The sequence below is a fragment of the Planomonospora parontospora genome, assembly GCA_014647935.1.
Taxonomy (GTDB): Bacteria; Actinomycetota; Actinomycetes; order Streptosporangiales; family Streptosporangiaceae; genus Planomonospora; species Planomonospora parontospora.
In genome coordinates this window covers 463,699-483,810 of the sequence record BMQD01000001.1, presented here as the reverse complement: position 1 = coordinate 483,810, position 20,112 = coordinate 463,699, and the positions used below count along the sequence as shown (strand labels likewise).

The following is a 20,112-nucleotide window of genomic DNA, read 5'->3' as shown; positions in this document are numbered from 1 at the left end:
GATCCGGGGTAGTCCGAGCCCCATGTCCGATTCTCAGGAGCTCATCGCTGACCGGTATCGGCTGCTGGAACACATCGGCCGGGGGGGCATGGGCACGGTCTGGCGCGCCCGGGACGAGGTGCTCGGCCGGAACGTGGCCGTCAAGGAAGTCATCCCCTCGCCCGACCTGACGGGGCCCGAGCGTGAGGTCTTCACCGTCCGCACGCTCCGGGAGGCGCGTGCGGCCGGCCGGATCGGCCATCCGTGCGTCGCGACGGTCTACGACGTGGTCGAGGAGCGGGGCCGTCCCTGGATCGTGATGCAGCTGGTGGACTCCCGCACGCTCGGCGCCGTGATCAGGGAGGACGGGCCGCTGCCGCCCGCCCGGGTGGCGAGGATCGGGCTGGAGGTGCTCGGCGCGCTGGTCGCCGCGCACCGGGTGGGCGTGCTGCACCGCGACGTCAAACCGGACAACGTGCTGCTCGCCGCCGACGGCCGGGCGGTGCTGACCGACTTCGGCATCGCGATGCTGGAGGGCGACTCCTCCGTGACCAGGACCGGGGCGCTCATCGGCACCCCGGCCTTCATCGCGCCGGAGCGGGCGGGCGGCGGCCCCGCCGAGTTCGCCTCCGACCTGTGGTCGCTCGGCGTGACGCTGTACATGGCGGTCGAGGGGCGCTCCCCCTTCCAGCGCGCCCATCCCCTGGCCACGCTCGCGGCGGTCATGCACGAGCCGCCGCCGCCGCTCCGGTACGCCGGGGCGCTGGGACCGGTGATCTCCGGCCTGCTCCGGAAGGACCCGCGGCTGCGCATGTCCGCCCAGGAGGCGTGCGCCTCCCTCCGGGGGATCGTGGACGGGACCGCGCCCGACCCCACCATGCCGATCGACCTGACGGCCCGCGGCCGCGGTCCCGCGGCCGGAGAGCCGGAGACCGGTCCCGGCCCGGCGGCCCCCGCCGCGGTTCCGGCGGCACTGCTCGCGGGCTCGGCAGCGTACGCCGGGCCCGCCGCGGAACCCCTGCCGGTGGGGGCCGGGCCGGCGGAGACGCCGCCCGCCCCGCCGCAGGCCGGATCGCCCACCGGGCAGGCACCGCCCCCCGCGGCCGCCCCCGCCTCCCGGCGCCGTCCGGTCATGGCCGGGGTCGCCGCGTCCGTGCTCGCGGTCGCCCTGTCCGCCGGGGGGATGGCGTGGGTCACCGCTCAGGGCTCGGCGGGAGGGGCGCGCCCGGCGGGTCCGGCGAACCCGACCGTGCAGGCCAGCGTCCCGGCGAAGGGGCGTACCGCGCCGCCCGCCACCGACACGGTGGGGACCGACTCCCGCCCGACCGGGTCCGGCGGTTCGCGGCCCGCCGCCCGCCCGACGGGCGCCCCCGCCCAGGAGCGCGGAGCACCGCGGGAGGAGTCGTCCCAGAAGCCGTCGCAGAAGCCCTCGCAGAAGCCCTCGGGGGACTCCGGGAACGGGCAGGGTACGGCGGAGAAGCCGTCCGAGAAGGGCCGGGACGACGGGAACGGCCGGAACAACGGCAACGGCAACGGCAACGGCAACGGGCAGGACCGCGGCGCGGACCCGCCCGGCCGGGACGACGGCGAGGGCCGGGAGAACGGCGACGGGCGGGACGGCGGCGCGGACCCGCCCGGCCAGGTCGACCCCGGGAACGGGCCGAACGCCATGAGCGCCAACGCCCCGGGCAGGGCCGTCAAGGCCAGGAAGGCCGGGAAGCCTAGGAGTCGCCGCTGACGACCTTGAGCGAGTGCGCCAGGTCGGCGGGGTACTCCGCGGTGAAACCGACCCACTCGCCCGTCGACGGGTGCTCGAAGCTCAGCGAGACCGCGTGCAGCCACTGGCGGGTCACGCCCAGCCTCGCGGCCAGCGTGGGGTCCGCGCCGTACAGCATGTCGCCGACGCACGGGTGGCGCAGCGCCGACATGTGGACCCGGATCTGGTGCGTCCGGCCGGTCTCCAGCTTGATGCTCAGCAGCGACGCGGCGCGGAAGGCCTCGACCGTGTCGTAGTGCGTGACCGACTCCTTGCCGCCCGCCACGACCGCGAACCGGCCGTCCCCGAAGGGGTGGCGGTCGATCGGCGCGTCGACGGTGCCCCGCAGCGGGTCGAGGTGCCCCTGGACCAGCGCGTGGTAGAGCTTGTCGACGGTGCGCTCCTTGAAGGCCCGCTTCAGGTGGGAGTAGGCGTGCTCGCTCTTGGCCACGACCATCGCGCCGGTGGTGTTGGCGTCCAGGCGGTGCACGATGCCCTGGCGCTCGGCGGCGCCGCTGGTGGCCACCTGGTGCCCGCTGCCCAGCAGGCCGCCGATGACGGTCGGCCCGGTCCAGCCCGTGGTCGGATGGGCGGCCACGCCGACGGGCTTGTTGACGACGATGATGTCGTCGTCCTCGTGGAGGATCGCCATGCCGGGGATGGGCTCGGCGACCGGCATCGGCGCGGCGGGCGGCGGCGGCAGCGTCACGTCCAGCCACTCCCCGCCCTGGACCCGGTCGGACTTGGCGGCGGTGGAGCCGTCCACCAGCACGTCGCCGGAGGCGATCAGCTCCGCCGCACGGGTGCGGGAGAGGCCGAACAGCCGGGACAGGGCCGCGTCGAGGCGCTCGCCCTCCAGGCCGTTGGGGATCGGGAGACTCCGCTGGTCAGCCATTGTCGTTCTGCTCCTTCTGACCGGTGTCGCGCGTTCCGTCGATCTGGTAGCCCCGCCAGGCGAGGAAGACCGCGAGGATGCCGCCGCAGACGATCCCCGCGTCGGCGATGTTCCAGACGGGGAAGTGCCCGGGGAAGGTCTCGACGAAGTCGACGACGTATCCCTGGAACGGGGCCTCCCTGCCGAAGCCCGACGGCCAGCGGAAGACGCGGTCGGTCAGGTTGCCGAGCGCCCCGCCGAGCAGCAGGCCGAGCGTGACCGCCCAGGGCAGGCTGCGCAGGTGCCGCGCGGTGCGCAGGATGGCGATCACCACCGCGGCCGCGACGAACGTGAAGACGATCGTCATGCCGGTCCCGATGCTGAAGGCGGCGCCGGAGTTGAAGATCACCCGGAACTGGAGGAGGTCCGGGACCAGCACGAGCGGATCCCGGCCCTCCAGGGTCTTCAGCACGACCGTCTTGGTGACCAGGTCGAGGAGGTAGACGATCGGTGCGATCGTCGCGAGCACGGCGATGCGCCGCCGTCCGGGAGGGGGGACCGGCCCGTCCGCGCCGGCGGCCCCTTCCGTCTCACCGTCCGCCGTGCCGCCGGCGGCCCCTTCCGTCCTGCCGCCCGCGGCGCCGGTGTCACCGGTGCCGTCGGTGCCGCCGCCGGAGCCGCCCGGGGCGCCGCCCTCGGTCAGCGGCGCTCCTCCCGCTGCTTGCAGGCCACGCACAGCGTCGCCCTCGGAAACGCCTGCAGGCGCTCCTTTCCGATCGGCTGGTGGCACGATTCGCACACTCCGTAGGTCCCCGCGTCGATCCGGGCGATCGCTCGCTCGTTCTGCGCGACCAGGTCGCGCGAATTCAGGGTAAGGGCGATCTCGCGTTCCCGTGCATACGTCCTGGCTCCGGCGTCGGCCTGGTCGTCGCCCGCGCCGTCCGTGACGTCGCTCGACGCGATCTCCGACTCCGCCCGGGCGATCTCCAGGGTCAGCTCCTCGATCTCGGCGGCCAGCCGCCCGCGGACCTCCGCGAGCTCCTCCTCGGTCCACGGCGCGGCAAGGCCGTTCCGGGACGGCGCTACCGCGCTCTCGTCTGCGCGAATGGTCGTGGCCATGTCGGCCTCCTCACTCGGTCGGACCCCTACCGATGCGGTAAGACGGTGCGGGCAGCTTAGGTCGCTCATAACAGAACGGCAAACGACCCGCCGGAGTCTTTGCCCATCCCGTACCATTCCGCCCTTCACCTCTCGATCTCCGGGCTCACCGATATCGGGAGCCGGGGATATCGGGAAGCCTCCGGCGCACCCCGTGCGTTATCGTTTGAGTCCGCAAGGCGTTGACGGGGACGAGTATCTCCGGCCCCCTCGCAGGAGCGACCCGGGGACGGTGCGAGCCCGGGGCGAGGCCCGGAGAGAAGATCACCCCTGAGCCGCCGGAAGAACGGTCCTCCGCGTGCAGCGGATACCCAGTAGACCCGGCCGCGAACCGAAAAGAAGAGGGCCTCCTCACCCGGGAGGTCAAGGAGGGTGGTACCGCGGGGCCGCCAGGTCTCGTCCCTCCGCGCCACTGCCAGCCAGCACCAGCGTGGAGGTTCCGCCCGTCATGTCCGCCCATTTCCGTCCTCTTCCCGCGCAGGTCGACCTGCCCGCGCTCGAACACGAGGTGCTCGACCGCTGGAGGGACGGCAAGGTCTTCGAGCGCTCGGTCGAGCAGAACGCCGGCGGGCCCGCCTGGGTCTTCTACGAGGGCCCGCCCACCGCCAACGGCATGCCCGGCGTCCACCACGTCGAGGCGCGCGTCTTCAAGGACGTCTTCCCCCGCTACAAGTCCATGCGCGGCTACAGCGTGCCCCGCAAGGCCGGCTGGGACTGCCACGGCCTGCCCGTCGAGGTCGGGATCGAGAAGGAACTCGGGCTGACCGGCAAGAAGGACATCGAGGCGTACGGCATCGCGGAGTTCAACGCCAAGTGCCGCGAGTCGGTGCTGCGGCACGTGGACGCCTTCGAAGAGATGACCGAGCGCATGGGCTACTGGATCGACCTGTCGGCGGCCTACCGCACGATGGACCCGGCCTACGTCGAGTCCGTCTGGTGGTCGCTGAAGGTCGTCTTCGACAAGGGCCTGCTCTTCCGCGACTTCCGCATCACGCCGTACTGCCCGCGCTGCGGCACCGGCCTGTCCGACCACGAGCTGGGCCAGCCCGGCGGTTACGAGACCGTCTCCAGCCCGTCGGTCTACGTCCGCATGCCCGCCGTCTCCGGCCCGCTGGCCGAGCTCGGCGCCTCGCTGCTGATCTGGACCACCACGCCGTGGACGCTGGTGTCCAACACCGCGGTCGCCGTGCACCCCGAGGTGACCTACGTCGCGGCCCGCCCCGCCGGCTCCGAGGAGGTGCTGGTCGTCGCCGAGCCGCTGCTGACCGCGGTCCTGGGCGAGGACGCCGAGGTGCTGGCCTCCTTCACCGGCGCGGAGCTGGAGCGCACCTCCTACCGCAGGCCGTTCGACCTGGTCGACATCCCCGGCGCGCACTACGTGGTGCTGGGCGACTACGTCACCACCGAGGACGGCACCGGCCTGGTCCACCAGGCGCCCGCCTTCGGCGCCGACGACATGGCGACCTGCAAGCGGTACGGCCTGCCCGTGGTCAACCCGATCGGCCCCGACGGCCGGTTCGCCGAGAGCGTGCCGCTGGTCGGCGGGCAGTTCTTCAAGCACGCCGACGAGTCCCTGACCGCGGACCTGCGCGACCGAGGGCTGCTGTTCCGGGGCGGCCACTTCGAGCACAGCTACCCGCACTGCTGGCGCTGCCACACCGCGCTGCTCTACTACGCGCTGCCCGCCTGGTACATCCGCACGACCGCGATCAAGGACCAGCTCCTCGCCGAGAACGAGAAGGTCGGCTGGTACCCCGAGACGATCAAGTGGGGCCGCTTCGGCGAGTGGCTGCGCAACAACGTCGACTGGTCGCTGTCGCGGTCCCGCTACTGGGGCACCCCCCTGCCGCTCTGGGTCTGCTCGGCCGACGAGTCCCACATCACCTGCGTCGGCTCGCTGGCCGAGCTCGGCGAGCTGTCCGGCCAGGACGTCTCCGCCCTCGACCCGCACCGCCCCTACGTCGACGACGTCACGCTGCCCTGCCCCTCCTGCGGGGCCGAGGCCCGGCGGGTCCCGGACGTGATCGACGCCTGGTACGACTCGGGCTCGATGCCGTTCGCCCAGTGGGGCGCGCCCTACCAGAACCAGGAGGTCTTCGAGGCGGCCTACCCCGCGCAGTTCATCTGCGAGGCCACCGACCAGACCCGCGGCTGGTTCTACTCGCTGATGGCGGTCGGCACCCTGGTCTTCGGCCGCACCTCCTACGAGAACGTGCTCTGCCTGGGGCTGATCCTCGCCGAGGACGGCCGCAAGATGAGCAAGCACCTGGGCAACGTGCTGGAGCCGATCTCCCTGATGGACCGGCACGGGGCCGACGCCCTGCGCTGGTACATGGCCTGCTCCGGTTCCCCGTGGGCGGCCCGGCGGGTCGGGCACGCCGCCCTGGAGGAGATCGTCCGCAAGGTCCTGCTCACCTACTGGAACACCGTCTCCTTCTTCACTCTCTACGCGGGCGCCGAATCCTGGAGCCCGGCGGCGGTGTCCGAGGCCCCGGCTCCGGGCGAGCGCCCGCTGATCGACCGGTGGGCGCTGGCCGAGCTGCACCGGACGGTGGCCGAGGTCACCGCGTCGATGGACGAGTTCGACACCGCCCGGGTCGGACGGCGGCTGGCCGAGTTCCTCGACGACCTGTCCAACTGGTACGTGCGGCGCTCCCGCCGCAGGTTCTGGTCGGGCGACGCCTCCGCCTTCGCCACCCTGTACGAGTGCCTGGAGACCGTGACCCGCCTGATGGCGCCGGTGGTGCCGTTCATCACCGACTACGTCTGGGACGTGCTGCGGGAGGAGGGCGCCCCCGCCTCGGTCCACCTGGCCTCCTGGCCCGCCGTGGACTCCGCGCTGCTCGACCCGGCCCTGTCGGAGCAGATGGCGCTGGTCCGCCGCCTGGTGGAACTGGGCCGCTCGGCCCGCGCCTCCAGCGGCGTGAAGACCCGTCAGCCGCTGGGCCGGGCCCTGGTGGGCGCCCCCGGCTGGGCCGCGCTCTCGCCCGAGCTGCGCGAGCTGATCGCCGACGAGCTCAACGTGCAGGCCCTGGAGGACATGTCAGGGTTCTCCGCCGACCTGGTCTCCTTCACCGTCAAGCCCAACTTCCGGGCCCTGGGCAAGCGGTTCGGCTCGCAGACCAAGCTGGTCGCCGCGGCCGTGTCCGCCGCGGACGCCGGTGAGCTGGCCCGTACCCTGCGCGCCGGATCGCCCGTCTCGCTGGACGCCGGCGAGCTGGGCACGGTGGAGGTCACGGCCGAGGACGTGATCGTCACCGAGCAGCCGAAGTCCGGCTGGGCGGTGGAGACGGGGGCCGTCGACACCGGCACGGGCGAGACCGTCGCCCTCGACCTGGCCATCACCGACGAACTGCGCCGGGCCGGTCTGATCCGCGACGTCGTCCGGCTGGTCCAGGACGCCCGCAAGTCCTCGGGACTGTCCATCACCGACCGGATCGACCTGTGGTGGTCCGCCGCCGACGCCGAACTGGCGGAGGCGCTGCGGGCCCAGGGCCGTACGGTGGCCGACGAGGTCCTCGCCCTCTCCCTCACCGAGGGTCTCACCGAGGAAGGGCTCCCGGTCCACGAGGACACCGACCTCGGGCTCTCCTTCCAGCTCCGCCGCACCACCACGGCCTGACCGGGCCGGACCGGGGCCGGACCGCGGTCCGGCCTCACCTCGGCGGGCCGGTCGGATCCGGTCAGTCCGCCGGGCGGTGAAAGACGACCGGGCGGTGAAAGACGAAGGGCTCCGGGGATGCCTCCCCGGAGCCCTTTCCGCATGCGCTTCGTCTCCGCCTTCCGCAGGCGTGCGGGTCAGCCGCGGTCCGGCACGTCCCCCTGGCAGACGGCGCAGCCGCTCAGGCCCGCCTCCTCGGCCTCGGCCCTGGACATGGTCTCTATGCCGTCGTCGTCGACTCCCCTGACGAGCGGGCAGGCCACGCCGTGGAAACGGCGGGTGCCCGAAATGACCTTGACCGTGCCGGAACCGGCGGCGCCGGCCTTCACGGCGGGGATTCCGTGGGGCGAGGTGTCGTCGTCCTGGGTGACGTCCGGGACGGCGCTCTCCGCCGGAGCGGGCGGCACCGGCTCCCCCGGCCCGGCCGAGGTGGAGCCGGCCGGCGCCGGCCGCCCGGCGCGCCCGGGCTGCTCGGTCCCGGCCGGCTCCACCGGCTCGGCGGGCTCCGCGGTGCGCGCCGTATCGACCGGCGCGGCGGACTCCGCGAGGGGTCCGGACCCGGCCGGAGCGGGCTCCGTTTCGGGCCGCCCGTCGGTCTCCGACCCTGATCCGGTGGTCTCCGATCCGGTGGTCTCGGGTCCGCCGTTCTCCGGTCCGGCGGTCTCGCCCGCAGGCCCGGTCCCGGCAGGCCGTCCGGGTTCAGCGGATCCGGCCGAAGCGGGCTCCGCCCGCTCGGTGGGTTCCGCGGGTTCCGATCGTACGGCGGATCCCGCAGTGGGCTCCGGTCCGGCCGGAGAGGGCTCCGCGGTGGTCTCCTCGACCGGCTCCACCGGCTCGGCGGACTCCGCGAGGGGTCCGGATCCCGCCGGAGGGGGCTCCGCCTCCACCCGCTCGCCGGACTCCGGCGCGTCCTGCTCGGCAGTTCCCCGCACGGGGGCGTCCTGCTCTGCCGCCGTCCGCCTCCCGGACGTCTCTCCTCCGGGCGTCGGCTCCGGAGCCTCCTGCTCGGCCGCTCCCCGCGCGAGGGCGTCCTGCTCCCCGGGCTCGGACGGCCGGGCGTCCGTCCCGGGCCCCGGCCTGGAGGCCGGCGGGGAGGCGGGATCCCGGCTGAACCAGCTGGTGGCCGAGGAGTCCTCCCCCGCCGGGGCGGGCGACGGCATCTGGAGGGGGAACGAGGGGGCGGCGAAGGGGGCCGCGGCCTTCTCGGAACGGGGTGCGGAAGCCGGCTGCTCACGGGACTCCCGGAGCGGGGCCTCCGGCTCCCCGGGCGGTGTGCGGGGCCGGTCGGCCTGGTTCCCCGAAGTTCCGGCGGGGCGGTACGGAGGGGTGAACCGTACGGTCTCACCGCTGTCCGGGCCGGTCGTGCCGGAGGGACCGGGCTCCCGGAGGGCCTGAGTCGGCCGGGAGGCCTGGGACGGCGGGGCCGGGGCCGGGGCGGCCTCATACCCCTCGGGGGCGTCCTGCGGCGCGATCCCGCCGCTGAGCTCGGAGAGGCAGGTGGTGCAGGGCGTGAAGCCCTCCTCCCGAGCCTCCTCGTGAGTGAGTTCCTCGTGTTCCCTGTCGGCCAGCTGACGGCACCCGGCGACGTGGTAGCGCCTGCGTCCGGGGATCACCAGCACGATCGCCTCGGCGTCCGGCACTCCCTGCCGCGCGGAGGCCGATCCGGCCGCTGGAACGGGCCGGGGCCGGGTCGCGGCGGCGACCGTCTGCCGCGCGCCCTGCGGCGCCGCCTCGGGCGGGCCGGCGGGCACCCCGGGGATGCCGGGGGCGGGCTGCCGATGAGACGTCATCGGGGGCACGGGCATCGGACCGGCCGGAGCCGGTCCCTTGAAGGGGGACGGCGGAGCCACCCCGGCGCGTCCACCGCCGGGGAAGAGCTCATGGCGTCGCAGCAACGCCCCGATCACCAGGAAGACCGCGGACAGCACACTGACCGCGATCGACCACATGACCAGAAAGGGCTTGGCGATCACGACCCCTGCGATGAGCAGGACGACGGCCGTCAACACCAGGCCAGCGCTGATAAGGATCACGAAGGGACTCCCGGTTACGGGTCAGAGGGAATGACCCGACACCTTAGCGGCGGTCGTTGTGCGGGCCGTCGGCGCCCTGGAAGGCTCCGGAGTGCTGCGACGGCTCACCGCCGAAGGCCCCGGGACCGCTCTGGAGGGGCTGCTGCCCGCCCTGGGCCGCGGCGTGGGACATGACCGGCGGGCCGCCCACGGGACCGCCCACGATCGGGAAGCCCCCGCTGCCCTCGGCGGCGACGTTGAGCTCCGCGAGCTGGTTCTCCAGATAGAGCTTGAGGCGGCTGCGGTACTCGCGCTCGAAGCTGCGCAGCTCCTCGACCTTGCGCTCGAGCTCGTCACGGGTCTGCACCAGCGAGCCCATGGCCTGCCGGTGGCGCTCCTGCGCGTCGCGCTCCAGCGTCTCGGCGCGCGCCCGGGCGTCACCGATGACCTGCTCCGCCTGGCGACGGGCCTTGCCGAGGATGTCGTCGGCCTCGCGCCGCGCCCGGGTCACCGTCTCGTCCGCCTCCCGGCGGGCGTCGGCGATCGCCTGGTCGGCGGTCTGCTGGGCCAGGGCGAGCACGCGCGCGGCGGTGTCCATGTTGTCCTCGGCCGGAGGCATGCCCATGCCGACGGGGACCGGCTGCTGCTGCACCGGCTCGGGAGCCCGCATCGGCTCCGGCTGCGGCGGCATCATCATCTCGGGCTTGGGCTCGGCGACGGGGGCCGGCGCCATGGCCATGCCCATCCCGCCGGGCACCTTGCCCCGCATGCACTCCGACAGCTTGGCGCGGAGCTCCTCGTTCTCCTGGATGAGGCGGTCCAGCTCGGACTCCACCTCGTCGAGGAAGGCGTCTACCTCTTCCTCGTCGTAACCCGGCCTGAGCCGGGTCGTACTGAACTGCTTGTTCCGCACATCTGCGGGTGTCAGCGGCATTTCGGTCTCCTTGGCGCGCTTGGAGTCTGTCCGGAGGGACGGTACCCGATCAACGAAGCGCGGACACGAGTTGGATCAAGACCCAGACCACAATGAACAGGACTGTGAAGCTTAGGTCAAAGGCCACCGTACCCAACCGGAGTGGCGGAATGAAACGGCGGAGGAACTTGAGAGGTGGGTCGGTGACCGTGTATATGGCCTCCGCCAGGACCAGGACCACCCCCGTGGGGCGCCACTGGCGGGCGAACGCCTGGACCGTCTCAAAGATCATTCTGCCGATCAGCAGGAGGAGGTAGATCCACAGGACGACGACCACGATGTCGCTAACGATCCCCACGGCGTTGTCCTGCCTCCGTCCTGGTCCACGACCCCCGGAAGGACGGGGTGGGCTTCGACTCGGTGTGCATAGTGGAACTCTAGCTCTGGTTGAAGAACCCGCGCTCCGCGATTCGGGCCTTGTCCTCGGCGGTCACCTCGACATTGACTGGGGACAACAGGAACACCTTGTTGGTAACACGTTCGATGCTTCCGTGTAGGCCAAAGACGAGACCTGCCGCGAAATCGACAAGCCGCTTCGCGTCGCTGTCAACCATTTCCGTCAGGTTCATGATGACCGGCGTGCCCTCGCGGAAGTGCTCACCGATGGTCCTGGCCTCGTTGTAGGTACGGGGGTGGAGCGTGGTGATGCGCGCCAGATCGGTCGTACGGCGCTCCAGGACGGCCGTCGTGGGTCTCGGGGCCGGCACACCGGCCTCCGTCTCGTCCTGGGGGTCTCCGGGTGCGCCGGGGCGCTCGTCACCGGTCCGCCGCGACTCGTCGAACTCGTCGTACTCGTCGTCGGGGTAGACGTCGTACCTCTCGTAGCGGTCATCCTCCACAAGACCGAGGTAGACCGCCATCTTGCGCATCGCGCCGGCCATCGCTCTTCTTCCTCCGTCTTACTTCGATTGACTCGGGGTGGAGCCATCCCCCCTTGACGCTCACCGCCGATCGACCACTCACCGGATACGTGGGCGCCAAGGCCCACTTGGAGGGACATTACCTGACGAAGGGCTTCCGGCGACCGAGCAACGCCGTACCGACACGCAGGTGTGTCGCACCGTTCGCCACGGCCTCGGACAGGTCGCCGCTCATGCCCGCGGAGACGACGTCCGCGCCCGGGTGGGCCTCCCGTACGGCCCGCGCGATCTCCCGGAGCCCGGCGAACGCCCGGCCGGGCTCCTCCCCCAGCGGGGCCACCGCCATCACCCCGCCCAGCCGGAGCCCCTCCGTGGCGGCCACGGCGTCGGCCAGGGCGGGCACGTCCCGCGGCCGGGCGCCGCCCCGGGCCGGATCGTCGTCCAGCGCGACCTGGACCAGACACGTGACCTCCCGGCCCGCCCTGACCGCCTCGCCACCGAGCGCGGCGACCAGGCGGAGCCGGTCCACCGAGTGCACGACGTCGGCGTAGCGGACCACGGAGCGGACCTTGTTGGTCTGCAGCTGGCCGATGAAGTGCCAGGCGAGTTCGAGGTCCGCGCATTCGCGCGCCTTGGCCGAGGCCTCCTGGTCGCGGTTCTCCCCGACGTCGCGCACGCCCAGCTCGGCCAGGAGCCGCACGTCCGAGGCCGGGTAGGTCTTGGTCACCGCGACGAGGGTCACTTCCTCACGGGTGCGTCCGGCCGCCCGGCAGGCCTGCGTGATCCGCTCCTCGACCTCGGCCAGACCGGCCGCGATCTCTTCCCGCCGTGTTCTGTTTGTCACGTTCCCGCCGCTCGAATTCCGACAAACTGGTGGAATCCATTCTGACGGTCCCCGCGGGGCGGGCCGTCACCCGCCCTCGGGTGATGAATGTCACTTCAGGAAGTCGGGTACGTCCAGCTCCTCCTCCTGCTCCTCGAAGACCACCGGCCGCCGACGGGCGGGATCGGGGACCTTCGCGGAGATCGGAGTCGGCTGCGCCGGCTCGGGCGTGGGCCGCGGGATCGACAGCGGCGGCGGCTCCTCCGCCCGCACCGGTTCGGGCTGCGCGACCGGCTGCGGCGCGGACTGGACCGGCTGCGGCGCGGGCGCCGGGGTCTCCGCCACGGTCGGGGCGGGCAGCGGCGGCGCCGAGACCGGGCGTACCGGCGGAGGAGGCGGCGTCTGCACCGCCCGGGGCTCCGGTCTGGGTTCCGGCCGCTGCTCACTCCTGGCGGGCGGGGGCGCCGCCGGCCGGAGCGGTGTGCTCGCCGGAGGAGCGGGGGCCTGGCGGGCCGGCTGCGGACGGGCGGCCGGCTGCGGGGCCGCGGCCTTGTCCCCCGCGATGGGCTCGTCGAAACCCGCGGCGATCACCGTGACCCGCACCTCATCGCCGAGCGCGTCGTCGATGACCGTACCGAAGATGATGTTGGCGTCCGGGGCCGCGGCGTTCGAGACGAGCTGCGCCGCCTCGTTGATCTCGAAGAGGCCCAGGTCGGAACCGCCCGCGATCGAGAGCAGCACGCCGTGCGCGCCGTCGATGCTGGCCTCCAGCAGGGGGCTGGAGACGGCCATCTCAGCCGCGGCGACCGACCGGTCGTCGCCGCGCGCGTGGCCGATCCCCATCAGGGCCGAGCCCGCACCCGACATGACCGACTTCACATCGGCGAAGTCCAGGTTGATCAGACCCGGTGTGGTGATGAGGTCGGTGATGCCCTGGACACCCGAGAGCAGCACCTGGTCGGCCGCCTTGAAGGCGTCCAGCACGCTCACCTGGCGGTCGGAGATCGACAGCAGCCGGTCGTTCGGGATCACGATGAGGGTGTCGACCTCCTCGCGCAGCGTCTCGATGCCCGCCTCGGCCTGCATCGCCCTGCGACGGCCCTCGAAGCTGAAGGGACGGGTCACCACGCCGATGGTGAGCGCTCCCAGGGAGCGCGCGATGTTCGCGACCACCGGGGCGCCTCCGGTGCCCGTGCCACCGCCCTCTCCCGCGGTGACGAACACCATGTCGGCGCCCTTGATGACCTCCTCGATCTCCTCGCGGTGGTCCTCGGCCGCCTTGCGCCCGACTTCGGGGTTGGCCCCCGCGCCGAGGCCCCGGGTGAGCTCCCGCCCGACATCCAGCTTGACGTCGGCGTCACTCATGAGCAGCGCCTGGGCGTCGGTGTTGATGGCGATGAACTCGACGCCCTTGAGTCCCTCCTCGATCATCCGGTTGACGGCGTTGACTCCGCCTCCGCCGATTCCTACAACCTTGATGACCGCGAGGTAGTTCTGCGGTGCTGCCACGACGAGGGGCCTTTCCGCTCGTTGACTTGCAATTTCATGCGGCACGGGGCCCGTGCCGTCGTTTCTTTAACTCTCACCCTCAAGTTGAGATTTAGGTTTATGTCAACCTGAGGATTGATACGGACAGTAGGAGCTACGCTCCAGGTGGGTCAACTAACCGCGCCGCAAGCGTGCCCGGCGTGTCGCGGCCTGTCCTTTTCGTGAGACGCCTCAGGAGGCGCTCCGGAGCACGCGGGCGGGCGATCGCGCGTGATCCCGTTCAATCCCGTTCAATCCACCGTCACGACGTCCGGCGAGCTCACATCATAGGTGTCCGCCGAGCTCTGCAGCAGGGTGACCAGGATCCTCGCCTTGTCGGCGGGACGGTCGCGGCCGCCCCACACCACCGTCCGGCCGTCCTTGAGCCGCAGCGTCACGGTCTCGGCCGACGGGGCGTGCACCTCCGCCACCCGCAGAGCCAGTTCCTCCGGCAGCGCGCCGATCACCGCCAGTGCGGCCGCGGTCGCCGGATCGCCCGGCCCCGGGCGGTCCAAGCGCAGCACCGGCAGGGTCGGCGGCGCCGTCTCCCGTACCTCGACGACCACACCGTGGCGGTCCATCAGCGCCGACTTACCGCCCACCGGCACCGCCGCCAACGGCTCGCGCTCGACGACCTCGATCACCAGGGTCCCGGGCCAGTTGCGGCTGACCTCGGCCGACTCGATCCGCCGGATCCCCCGGATCCGGCCCTCCACCGCCGCGACGTCCACGGTGGCCAGCGGAGTGCCGTCGGCGACCCCGGCCGCCCCCCGGATCTGCGCGGCGGAGACGTCGAAGTTGCCCGTCACCCGGACGTCGCGCACCCCCAGCACCGGGGAGAGGAACACCAGCCAGACCGCGCTGCCCACCACTCCGGCGGTGAGCAGCGCCAGGAAGGCGGTCCGCCAGGCTCTGTTCGCGGCGACGCCGCGCGCGCTCCTCAGTCCAGGCACCGGAGCCCCCTCGCAGGGTCCGCGGCGACGCCGCGCGCCGCGCTCACCGGGCGGCCAGCTCCGCGACGATCCGGGGGCCCAGCTCCGTCACATCGCCCGCGCCCATGGTGAGGACGATGTCGCCGGGCCTGGCGCGGTCCGCCACCAGGGCGGGCACGGCCTCACGCAGGGGCGCGTACTCGACCTGCCCGGGCGGGAGCGGCACCTTCTCCGCCACCAGCGCCCCCGACACCCCGGGCTCGGGGTCCTCGCGGGCTCCGTAGACGTCCAGGACGACGGCCTCGTCGGCCAGGCCCAGGGCCGCGCCGAACTCGTCGGCGAAGAACCGGGTGCGCGAGTACAGGTGCGGCTGGAAGACCGCGATGACCCGGCCGGTTCCGGAGAAGGAGGTCACCACGTCCCGGGCGGCGCGCAGGTCGGCGGCCAGCTCGGTCGGGTGGTGGGCGTAGCTGTCGAAGACCGCCACCCCTCCGGCCTCGCCCTTGGCCTCGAAGCGCCGCTTGGCCCCGGTGAAGGCGGCCAGACCGTCGCGGATGGCCGCGAACGGGACGCCCAGCTCCGCGGCCACCGCGATGACGGCCGCCGCGTTGAGCGCGTTGTGCCGGCCGGGGACGGCCAGCCGTACCCCGCCGTGGCCGTGGATCGCAAAGGAGACGCCCATGCCGTCGGGGGTGATCTCGCCGACCCTGAAGTCGGCCTCCTCGGCCTCGCCGTACGTGACCACCCGCAGACCGCGTGCGCGGGCGATCGGCACCAGCGCCGCCGAGCCCGGGTCGTCGGCGCAGACCACCAGGGTCCGGCCGACCCGCTCGACGAACCTGGTGAAGCTGTCGTAGACGGCCCGGGGGTCGCCGTAGTTGTCCAGGTGGTCCGGCTCGACGTTGGTCACCACGGCGATGTCCGGGGCCAGCATGAGGAAGGAGCCGTCGCTCTCGTCCGCCTCGGCGACGAACACCTCCCCCGCGCCCTCGTCAGCGCCCAGGCCGGTGGTGACCAGCTGCCCGCCGACGCAGTAGGACGGGTCGACCCCGCACTTCTGCAGCGCCACCGTGAGCATCGAGGTGGTGGTCGTCTTGCCGTGCGTGCCCGCGACGGCCACCGCGTTCCGGCCCGCCATGACCGAGGCGAGCGCCGCGGCCCTGGGGATCACCCTCAGCCCCTGCCGGAGCGCCTCGCCCAGCTCGGGGTTGGAGTCGCGGATCGCGGTGGAGACCACCACGGTGTCCACGTTCTTTATGTGCGAGGCGGCGTGGCCGATGTGGATCACACCGCCCAGCTCCCGCAGGGCGGTCACCATGTCGGACCCGCGCGCGTCGCTGCCGGAGACCGCGACGCCCCTCTTGAGCAGGATGCGGGCGATGCCGGACATGCCGGCACCGCCGATCCCGATGAAGTGGACCCGTCCCAGTTCTTCCGCCGCGACCGGCTCCACCAACTTGACCAGACTCACCGGTCGCTCACCACTCCTCGTTGACCGTACGGGCGGTCCCGGTCGCCGACCGGCCGCTCCGCTCACCGCGCCGGGTCCGCTCCCCGGTCATCGGTCGTTCCACCGCTGTCCGCCCGCCGTCCGGGCGCCCGTCGTATCCGCCGCCCGCCGTCACGCCCGTCCCTGCGCCGCGACCTGCACCACCCGGCGCGCGAGCGCCGTGTCCGCGTCCTTGCGGCCCATCCTGGCGGCGGCCTCCGACATGGCGACCACCCGCTCGGGGTCGGACAGGATCGGCAGCACGTTGCGCAGGATCCACTCGGGCGTCAGCTCGGCGTCCTCCGCCATGAGCCCGCCGCCCGCCTGCACGATCGGCGCGGCGTTGAGCCGCTGCTCGCCGTTGCCGTGCGGGAGCGGGACGTAGGCCGCCGGCAGGCCCACCGCGGTGAGCTCGGCGCAGGTGATGGCCCCGGCCCGGCAGAGCGCGAAGTCGGCGGCCGCGTAGGCCAGGTCCATCCGGTCGACGTACTGCAGCACGACGTACTGCGGGTCGCCCGGAGGGGGCTCCTCCTCCAGCGTGTTCTTCGGCCCGATGACGTGCAGCACCTGCACCCCGGCCCGGCGCAGCGCCGCGGCGGCGCCGAGGGCCGCCCGGTTGAGCGAGCGCGCGCCCTGGGAGCCGCCGGTGACCAGCAGGGTGGGCAGGTCGGCCTCCAGCCCGAACCAGGAGCGCGCCTTGTCGCCCATGGACAGCCGGTCCAGCTGGGCGATCTCGCGCCGGAGCGGGATCCCGGCGTACTCGCCCCTGGGCAGGGACGTGTCCGGGTGGCCGGTGAACACGTGGTCGGTCAGCCGCGCGCCCAGCCGGTTGGCCAGGCCGGGGCGCGGGTTGGCCTCGTGCACCACGATGGGCACGCCGCGCCGCCGGGCCGCGAGGTAGGCGGGGGTGGCCACGTATCCGCCGAAGCCCACCAGGACGTCCGCCTGGACCCGGTCCATGACGCCGGCCGCCGCGTTGATCGCGCCCGCCAGCCGGCCGGGCACGGTCAGCAGCTGGGGCGTGATGGCCCGGGGCAGCGGCACCGCGGGCACGAGCTGCAGCTCGTAGCCCCTGGCGGGCACCAGCCGCGTCTCGAGGCCGCGCTCCGTGCCGAGGCAGGTGATCCCGATCCCCGGGTCCAGCCTGCGCAGCGCGTCGGCCAGGGCAAGCGCCGGTTCGATGTGACCGGCTGTCCCGCCGCCGGCGAGGACCACTCTCATGCCGGGTCCTTTCGCTCTCGTCCGCTCAACGTCTTCCGCGGCCCGGTCGTCTTCCCCGTTCCGGGCCGCCCAGGCCAAGCCAGCTTAGAGCCCGCGCCGCCGGTCCGGGGCCACGGTCGAGGAGAGCCTCGCGCGCACCGGGCTCCAGTTTGGCGAAGGAGAGCAGCATGCCGAGCGCGGCCAGGGTCGGCAGCAGCGCCGAGCCGCCGTAGGAGACCAGCGGGAGCGGGATGCCGGTGATCGGCAGCACGCCGATGACCGCGCCGATGTTGACGATCGCCTGCCCGGCGATCCAGGCGACGGCGGCGGCCGAGGCCAGCCGGACGAACGGGTCCCTGACCCGGGTGGCCACCCGCAGCCCCGCGTAGCCGAGCAGGCCGAACAGGGTGATCACCACCAGCGTGCCCATCAGGCCGAGCTCCTCCCCGATGATGGAGAAGATGAAGTCGCTCTCGGCGTGCGGCAGCCAGTTCCACTTCGCCCGGCTGGAGCCCAGGCCGAGCCCGAACCAGCCGCCGCTGCCCATCGCGATCTGCCCCTGCACCGCCTGGAAGCCCGAGGTCTGGGCGTTGCCCCACGGGTTGAGCCAGCCCTCGATCCGGTCCGCGCGGTAGCCCTCGGTGCTGATCATCACGATGGTGGCGAGGACCGCCACCGCGAGGATCCCGCCGAACAGCCGGAGCGGGGCCCCCACCACCCACAGCAGCGCCAGGAAGATCACCATGAGCACGATGGTGGTGCCCAGGTCGCTGCCGGCCATGACCAGCAGCGCCAGGATCGCGGTGCCCGGCATGAGCGGGACGAGCAGGTGGCGCCACTCGATCATCCCGCCCCGCGCCCGGCGCGCCAGCAGGTCGGCCCCCCACACCACCAGCGCGAGCTTGGCCGGCTCCGACGGCTGGATGGTCAGCTCCCCGATGTAGATCCAGCGCTGCGCGCCCAGCTCCGACTGACCGATGAAGATCACCAGGACCAGTCCCAGGGCCGCCAGGACCATCAGCGGGTAGCCGGCCAGCCGGAAGAAGCGCAGCGGCAGCCGGGAGCAGACCCACATGAGGACCAGGCCCAACGCCATCGACAGGAACTGCCGTCCGAAGAGCGCGAACGCCGAGTCCCTCGTCTCCAGCGCCGAGATGCTGGACGCCGACAGCACCATCATCAGCCCCAGCGCCATCAACAGCCCGCTGACGCCCAGCAGCAGGTGGTAGGAGAGGAGGGGCCGTTCCAGCAGCTCGCGCAGGCGGGAGAGCCCTCCGCCCAGCGGGACGGGGCCCACCGGCGGTTCGGTGGCGGTCACCGGCCGCCCCGCGGACCGGTCCGCGCCCCGCCCCGGGCGGTTCTCCGCCCGCCCGGCCGGACCTCCGCACGGGCTCCGGTCCGCGGGCCGCCCCGGACACTTCCCCGCCCGCCTGACCCGGCCTCCGCACGGGCCCCGGCCCGGACCTCGGCGCCGGGCCGCGGGCTCACGTCCCGCTCCCGTCCCCGGGGGCTCCCAGGCGGTGCACGGCCCGCGCGAACGCCTCCCCCCGGGCCGGGTATCCGGTGAACATGTCCAGCGACGCCCCCGCCGGAGCCAGCAGCACGGTGTCTCCGGGGGCGGCGAGCCTGGCGGCTTCGGCGACGACACGGTCCATGGCCCCAGTGTCCTGCTCCGCGACCTCGACCACCGGGACATTCGCGGCGTGTCGCGCCAGAGCCTGCCGGATCCGCTCGCGGTCGGCGCCCAGGAGCACCGCGCCGCGCAGCCTGGGGGCCGCCTGCCGTACCAGGTCGTCGACGTCGGCGCCCTTCAGCTGCCCGCCGGCCACCCAGACGATCGAGGGGTAGGCGGCGAGCGAGGCGGCGGCGGCGTGCGGGTTGGTGGCCTTGGAGTCGTCGACGTAGTCGACCCCGCCCACCCGGGCGACGTGCGCGATCCGGTGCGGGTCGGGGACGAAGTCCCGCAGTCCCTGCCGTACGGCCTCCTCCGGCACCCCGTAGGCCCGGGCGAGCGCGGCGGCGGCGAGCGCGTTGGCCACGTTGTGCGGCGCGAGGGGCCGGACGTCGCCGAGCGAGGCCAGCTCGGCGGCCTCCCGGACGGGGTCGGCGGTGAACGCCCGGTCCACCAGCAGGTCCTCGACCACGCCGACCTGCCCCGGCCGGGGCACCTGCAGCGTGAAGCCGACCGCGCCGCCGTACGGCGCGGCCAGCCGGGCGGACCACTCGTCGTCGGCGTTGTAGACGACCGTCCCGGCCCGGGCGAAGATCTCCCCCTTGGCGCGCGCGTACTCCTCCATGGAGCCGTGCCAGTCGAGGTGGTCCGGCGCGACGTTGAGCACGGCCGCCGCGAGCGGGGCGATGCTCGGCGCCCGGTGCAGCTGGAAGCTGGACAGCTCCACCGCCAGCACGTCGTACGGCTCCGCGACCGCCTCCGCCACCGGGACGCCCACGTTGCCGACCGCCAGCGCCCGGTGCCCGGCGGCGAGCAGCATCGAGGTGAGCATCCGCACCGCGGTGGTCTTGCCGTTCGTCCCGGTCAGCGCCAGCCACGGCGCCGCGCCCTCGGGACGCAGCCGCCAGGCCAGCTCGACCTCGCCGATCACCTCGATCCCGGCCCGCTCCGCCGCGGCGAGCAGCGGGTGGTGCGGCGGCCAGCCGGTGGCGACGACCTGGGTCGTGCCCTCGGGCAGCCCGGCGGGCTCGCCGAAGCGCACCTCCACGCCCGCCCCGGCCAGCTCGGCGGCGACGGCGCGCTGGCGCTCGCCGTCGCGGCCCTCCAGGACGACCGCCCTCTCGCCGCGAGCGGCCAGCAGGCGGGCGGCGGCGGCGCCGGAGAGCCCGGCGCCCAGCACACAGATCATTGGAACC

The 20,112-nt window shown here is 73.3% G+C and carries 16 protein-coding genes; 2 read left to right on the top strand and 14 right to left on the bottom strand.

The window, feature by feature from the left end; all coding sequences use genetic code 11:
- The first annotated feature begins 22 nt into the window (after window positions 1-22).
- Window positions 23-1,717, top strand: a complete 1,695-nt coding sequence (locus IEZ07_RS02215) for a serine/threonine-protein kinase (RefSeq protein WP_191893213.1) — start codon at window positions 23-25, stop codon at window positions 1,715-1,717.
- Here IEZ07_RS02215 and IEZ07_RS02210 read toward each other — a convergent pair.
- Genes IEZ07_RS02210 through IEZ07_RS02200 form a run of 3 tightly spaced genes read right to left on the bottom strand, consistent with a single transcriptional unit; the run spans window position 1,701 to window position 3,716 of the window.
- Complete coding sequence (locus tag IEZ07_RS02210; protein WP_068894146.1) at window positions 1,701-2,630, bottom strand: RluA family pseudouridine synthase; 930 nt, start codon at window positions 2,628-2,630, stop codon at window positions 1,701-1,703. The two genes, IEZ07_RS02215 and IEZ07_RS02210, sit on opposite strands and share 17 nt — an antisense overlap.
- Window positions 2,623-3,345: a signal peptidase II gene (locus tag IEZ07_RS02205; RefSeq protein WP_239319315.1), complete on the bottom strand. Its 723-nt coding sequence runs from the start codon at window positions 3,343-3,345 to the stop codon at window positions 2,623-2,625. Before IEZ07_RS02205 ends, IEZ07_RS02210 begins: the two co-directional genes overlap by 8 nt.
- Window positions 3,309-3,716 carry a TraR/DksA family transcriptional regulator gene (locus tag IEZ07_RS02200; RefSeq protein WP_068894446.1) on the bottom strand — a complete coding sequence of 136 codons (408 nt, stop codon included), beginning with the start codon at window positions 3,714-3,716 and terminating at the stop codon, window positions 3,309-3,311. The genes IEZ07_RS02205 and IEZ07_RS02200 overlap by 37 nt, the downstream gene beginning before the upstream one ends.
- Before the next feature lie 499 nt (window positions 3,717-4,215).
- On the opposite strand from IEZ07_RS02200, the gene ileS reads away from it, so the two are divergent.
- Window positions 4,216-7,389 (top strand): isoleucine--tRNA ligase, encoded by a 3,174-nt coding sequence (ileS, locus tag IEZ07_RS02195; protein WP_191893212.1) that lies wholly within the window; start codon window positions 4,216-4,218, stop codon window positions 7,387-7,389.
- 176 nt (window positions 7,390-7,565) lie between these two features.
- On the opposite strand, the gene IEZ07_RS02190 is transcribed toward ileS, so the two are convergent.
- The 11 genes from IEZ07_RS02190 to murD form a co-directional block, all read right to left on the bottom strand.
- Window positions 7,566-9,461 (bottom strand): hypothetical protein, encoded by a 1,896-nt coding sequence (locus tag IEZ07_RS02190; protein ID WP_191893211.1) that lies wholly within the window; start codon window positions 9,459-9,461, stop codon window positions 7,566-7,568.
- Between the two features lie 43 nt (window positions 9,462-9,504).
- Window positions 9,505-10,374, bottom strand: coding sequence for a DivIVA domain-containing protein (locus IEZ07_RS02185; protein WP_068894149.1), 870 nt, complete (start codon window positions 10,372-10,374; stop codon window positions 9,505-9,507).
- A 49-nt stretch (window positions 10,375-10,423) separates the two neighbouring features.
- On the bottom strand, window positions 10,424-10,711 hold the full coding sequence (locus IEZ07_RS02180) for a YggT family protein (protein ID WP_068894150.1): 288 nt from the start codon (window positions 10,709-10,711) through the stop codon (window positions 10,424-10,426).
- 79 nt (window positions 10,712-10,790) lie between these two features.
- Window positions 10,791-11,294, bottom strand: a complete 504-nt coding sequence (locus IEZ07_RS02175; protein ID WP_068894151.1) for a cell division protein SepF — start codon at window positions 11,292-11,294, stop codon at window positions 10,791-10,793.
- 118 nt (window positions 11,295-11,412) lie between these two features.
- Window positions 11,413-12,117 (bottom strand): YggS family pyridoxal phosphate-dependent enzyme, encoded by a 705-nt coding sequence (locus IEZ07_RS02170; protein ID WP_191893210.1) that lies wholly within the window; start codon window positions 12,115-12,117, stop codon window positions 11,413-11,415.
- Window positions 12,118-12,207: 90 nt separating this feature from the next.
- Complete coding sequence (gene ftsZ / locus IEZ07_RS02165; RefSeq protein ID WP_191893209.1) at window positions 12,208-13,605, bottom strand: cell division protein FtsZ; 1,398 nt, start codon at window positions 13,603-13,605, stop codon at window positions 12,208-12,210.
- Between the two features lie 269 nt (window positions 13,606-13,874).
- Window positions 13,875-14,576 (bottom strand): cell division protein FtsQ/DivIB, encoded by a 702-nt coding sequence (locus IEZ07_RS02160; protein ID WP_239319313.1) that lies wholly within the window; start codon window positions 14,574-14,576, stop codon window positions 13,875-13,877.
- Between the two features lie 43 nt (window positions 14,577-14,619).
- Complete coding sequence (gene murC / locus IEZ07_RS02155; RefSeq protein WP_191893208.1) at window positions 14,620-16,026, bottom strand: UDP-N-acetylmuramate--L-alanine ligase; 1,407 nt, start codon at window positions 16,024-16,026, stop codon at window positions 14,620-14,622.
- A 150-nt stretch (window positions 16,027-16,176) separates the two neighbouring features.
- A complete protein-coding gene (gene murG, locus IEZ07_RS02150; protein ID WP_191893207.1) occupies window positions 16,177-17,265 on the bottom strand; it encodes an undecaprenyldiphospho-muramoylpentapeptide beta-N-acetylglucosaminyltransferase in 1,089 nt (362 codons plus the stop codon).
- Window positions 17,266-17,290: 25 nt separating this feature from the next.
- Window positions 17,291-18,562 carry a putative lipid II flippase FtsW gene (gene ftsW / locus IEZ07_RS02145; protein ID WP_191893206.1) on the bottom strand — a complete coding sequence of 424 codons (1,272 nt, stop codon included), beginning with the start codon at window positions 18,560-18,562 and terminating at the stop codon, window positions 17,291-17,293.
- Between the two features lie 166 nt (window positions 18,563-18,728).
- The gene (gene murD, locus IEZ07_RS02140) at window positions 18,729-20,105 is read right to left on the bottom strand and encodes a UDP-N-acetylmuramoyl-L-alanine--D-glutamate ligase (protein ID WP_191893205.1); all 1,377 of its coding nucleotides are present in this window, start codon (window positions 20,103-20,105) and stop codon (window positions 18,729-18,731) included.
- Window positions 20,106-20,112: the final 7 nt, after the last annotated feature.

What these genes read in the sequence shown, in the direction of transcription:
- murD (WP_191893205.1), bottom strand. Translation starts at nt 20,105, where the DNA reads ATGATCTGTGTGCTGGGCGCCGGGCTCTCCGGCGCCGCCGCCGCCCGC.
- ileS (WP_191893212.1), top strand. Translation starts at nt 4,216, where the DNA reads ATGTCCGCCCATTTCCGTCCTCTTCCCGCGCAGGTCGACCTGCCCGCG.
- murG (WP_191893207.1), bottom strand. Translation starts at nt 17,265, where the DNA reads ATGAGAGTGGTCCTCGCCGGCGGCGGGACAGCCGGTCACATCGAACCG.
- IEZ07_RS02215 (WP_191893213.1), top strand. Translation starts at nt 23, where the DNA reads ATGTCCGATTCTCAGGAGCTCATCGCTGACCGGTATCGGCTGCTGGAA.
- IEZ07_RS02210 (WP_068894146.1), bottom strand. Translation starts at nt 2,630, where the DNA reads ATGGCTGACCAGCGGAGTCTCCCGATCCCCAACGGCCTGGAGGGCGAG.
- IEZ07_RS02185 (WP_068894149.1), bottom strand. Translation starts at nt 10,374, where the DNA reads ATGCCGCTGACACCCGCAGATGTGCGGAACAAGCAGTTCAGTACGACC.
- IEZ07_RS02175 (WP_068894151.1), bottom strand. Translation starts at nt 11,294, where the DNA reads ATGGCCGGCGCGATGCGCAAGATGGCGGTCTACCTCGGTCTTGTGGAG.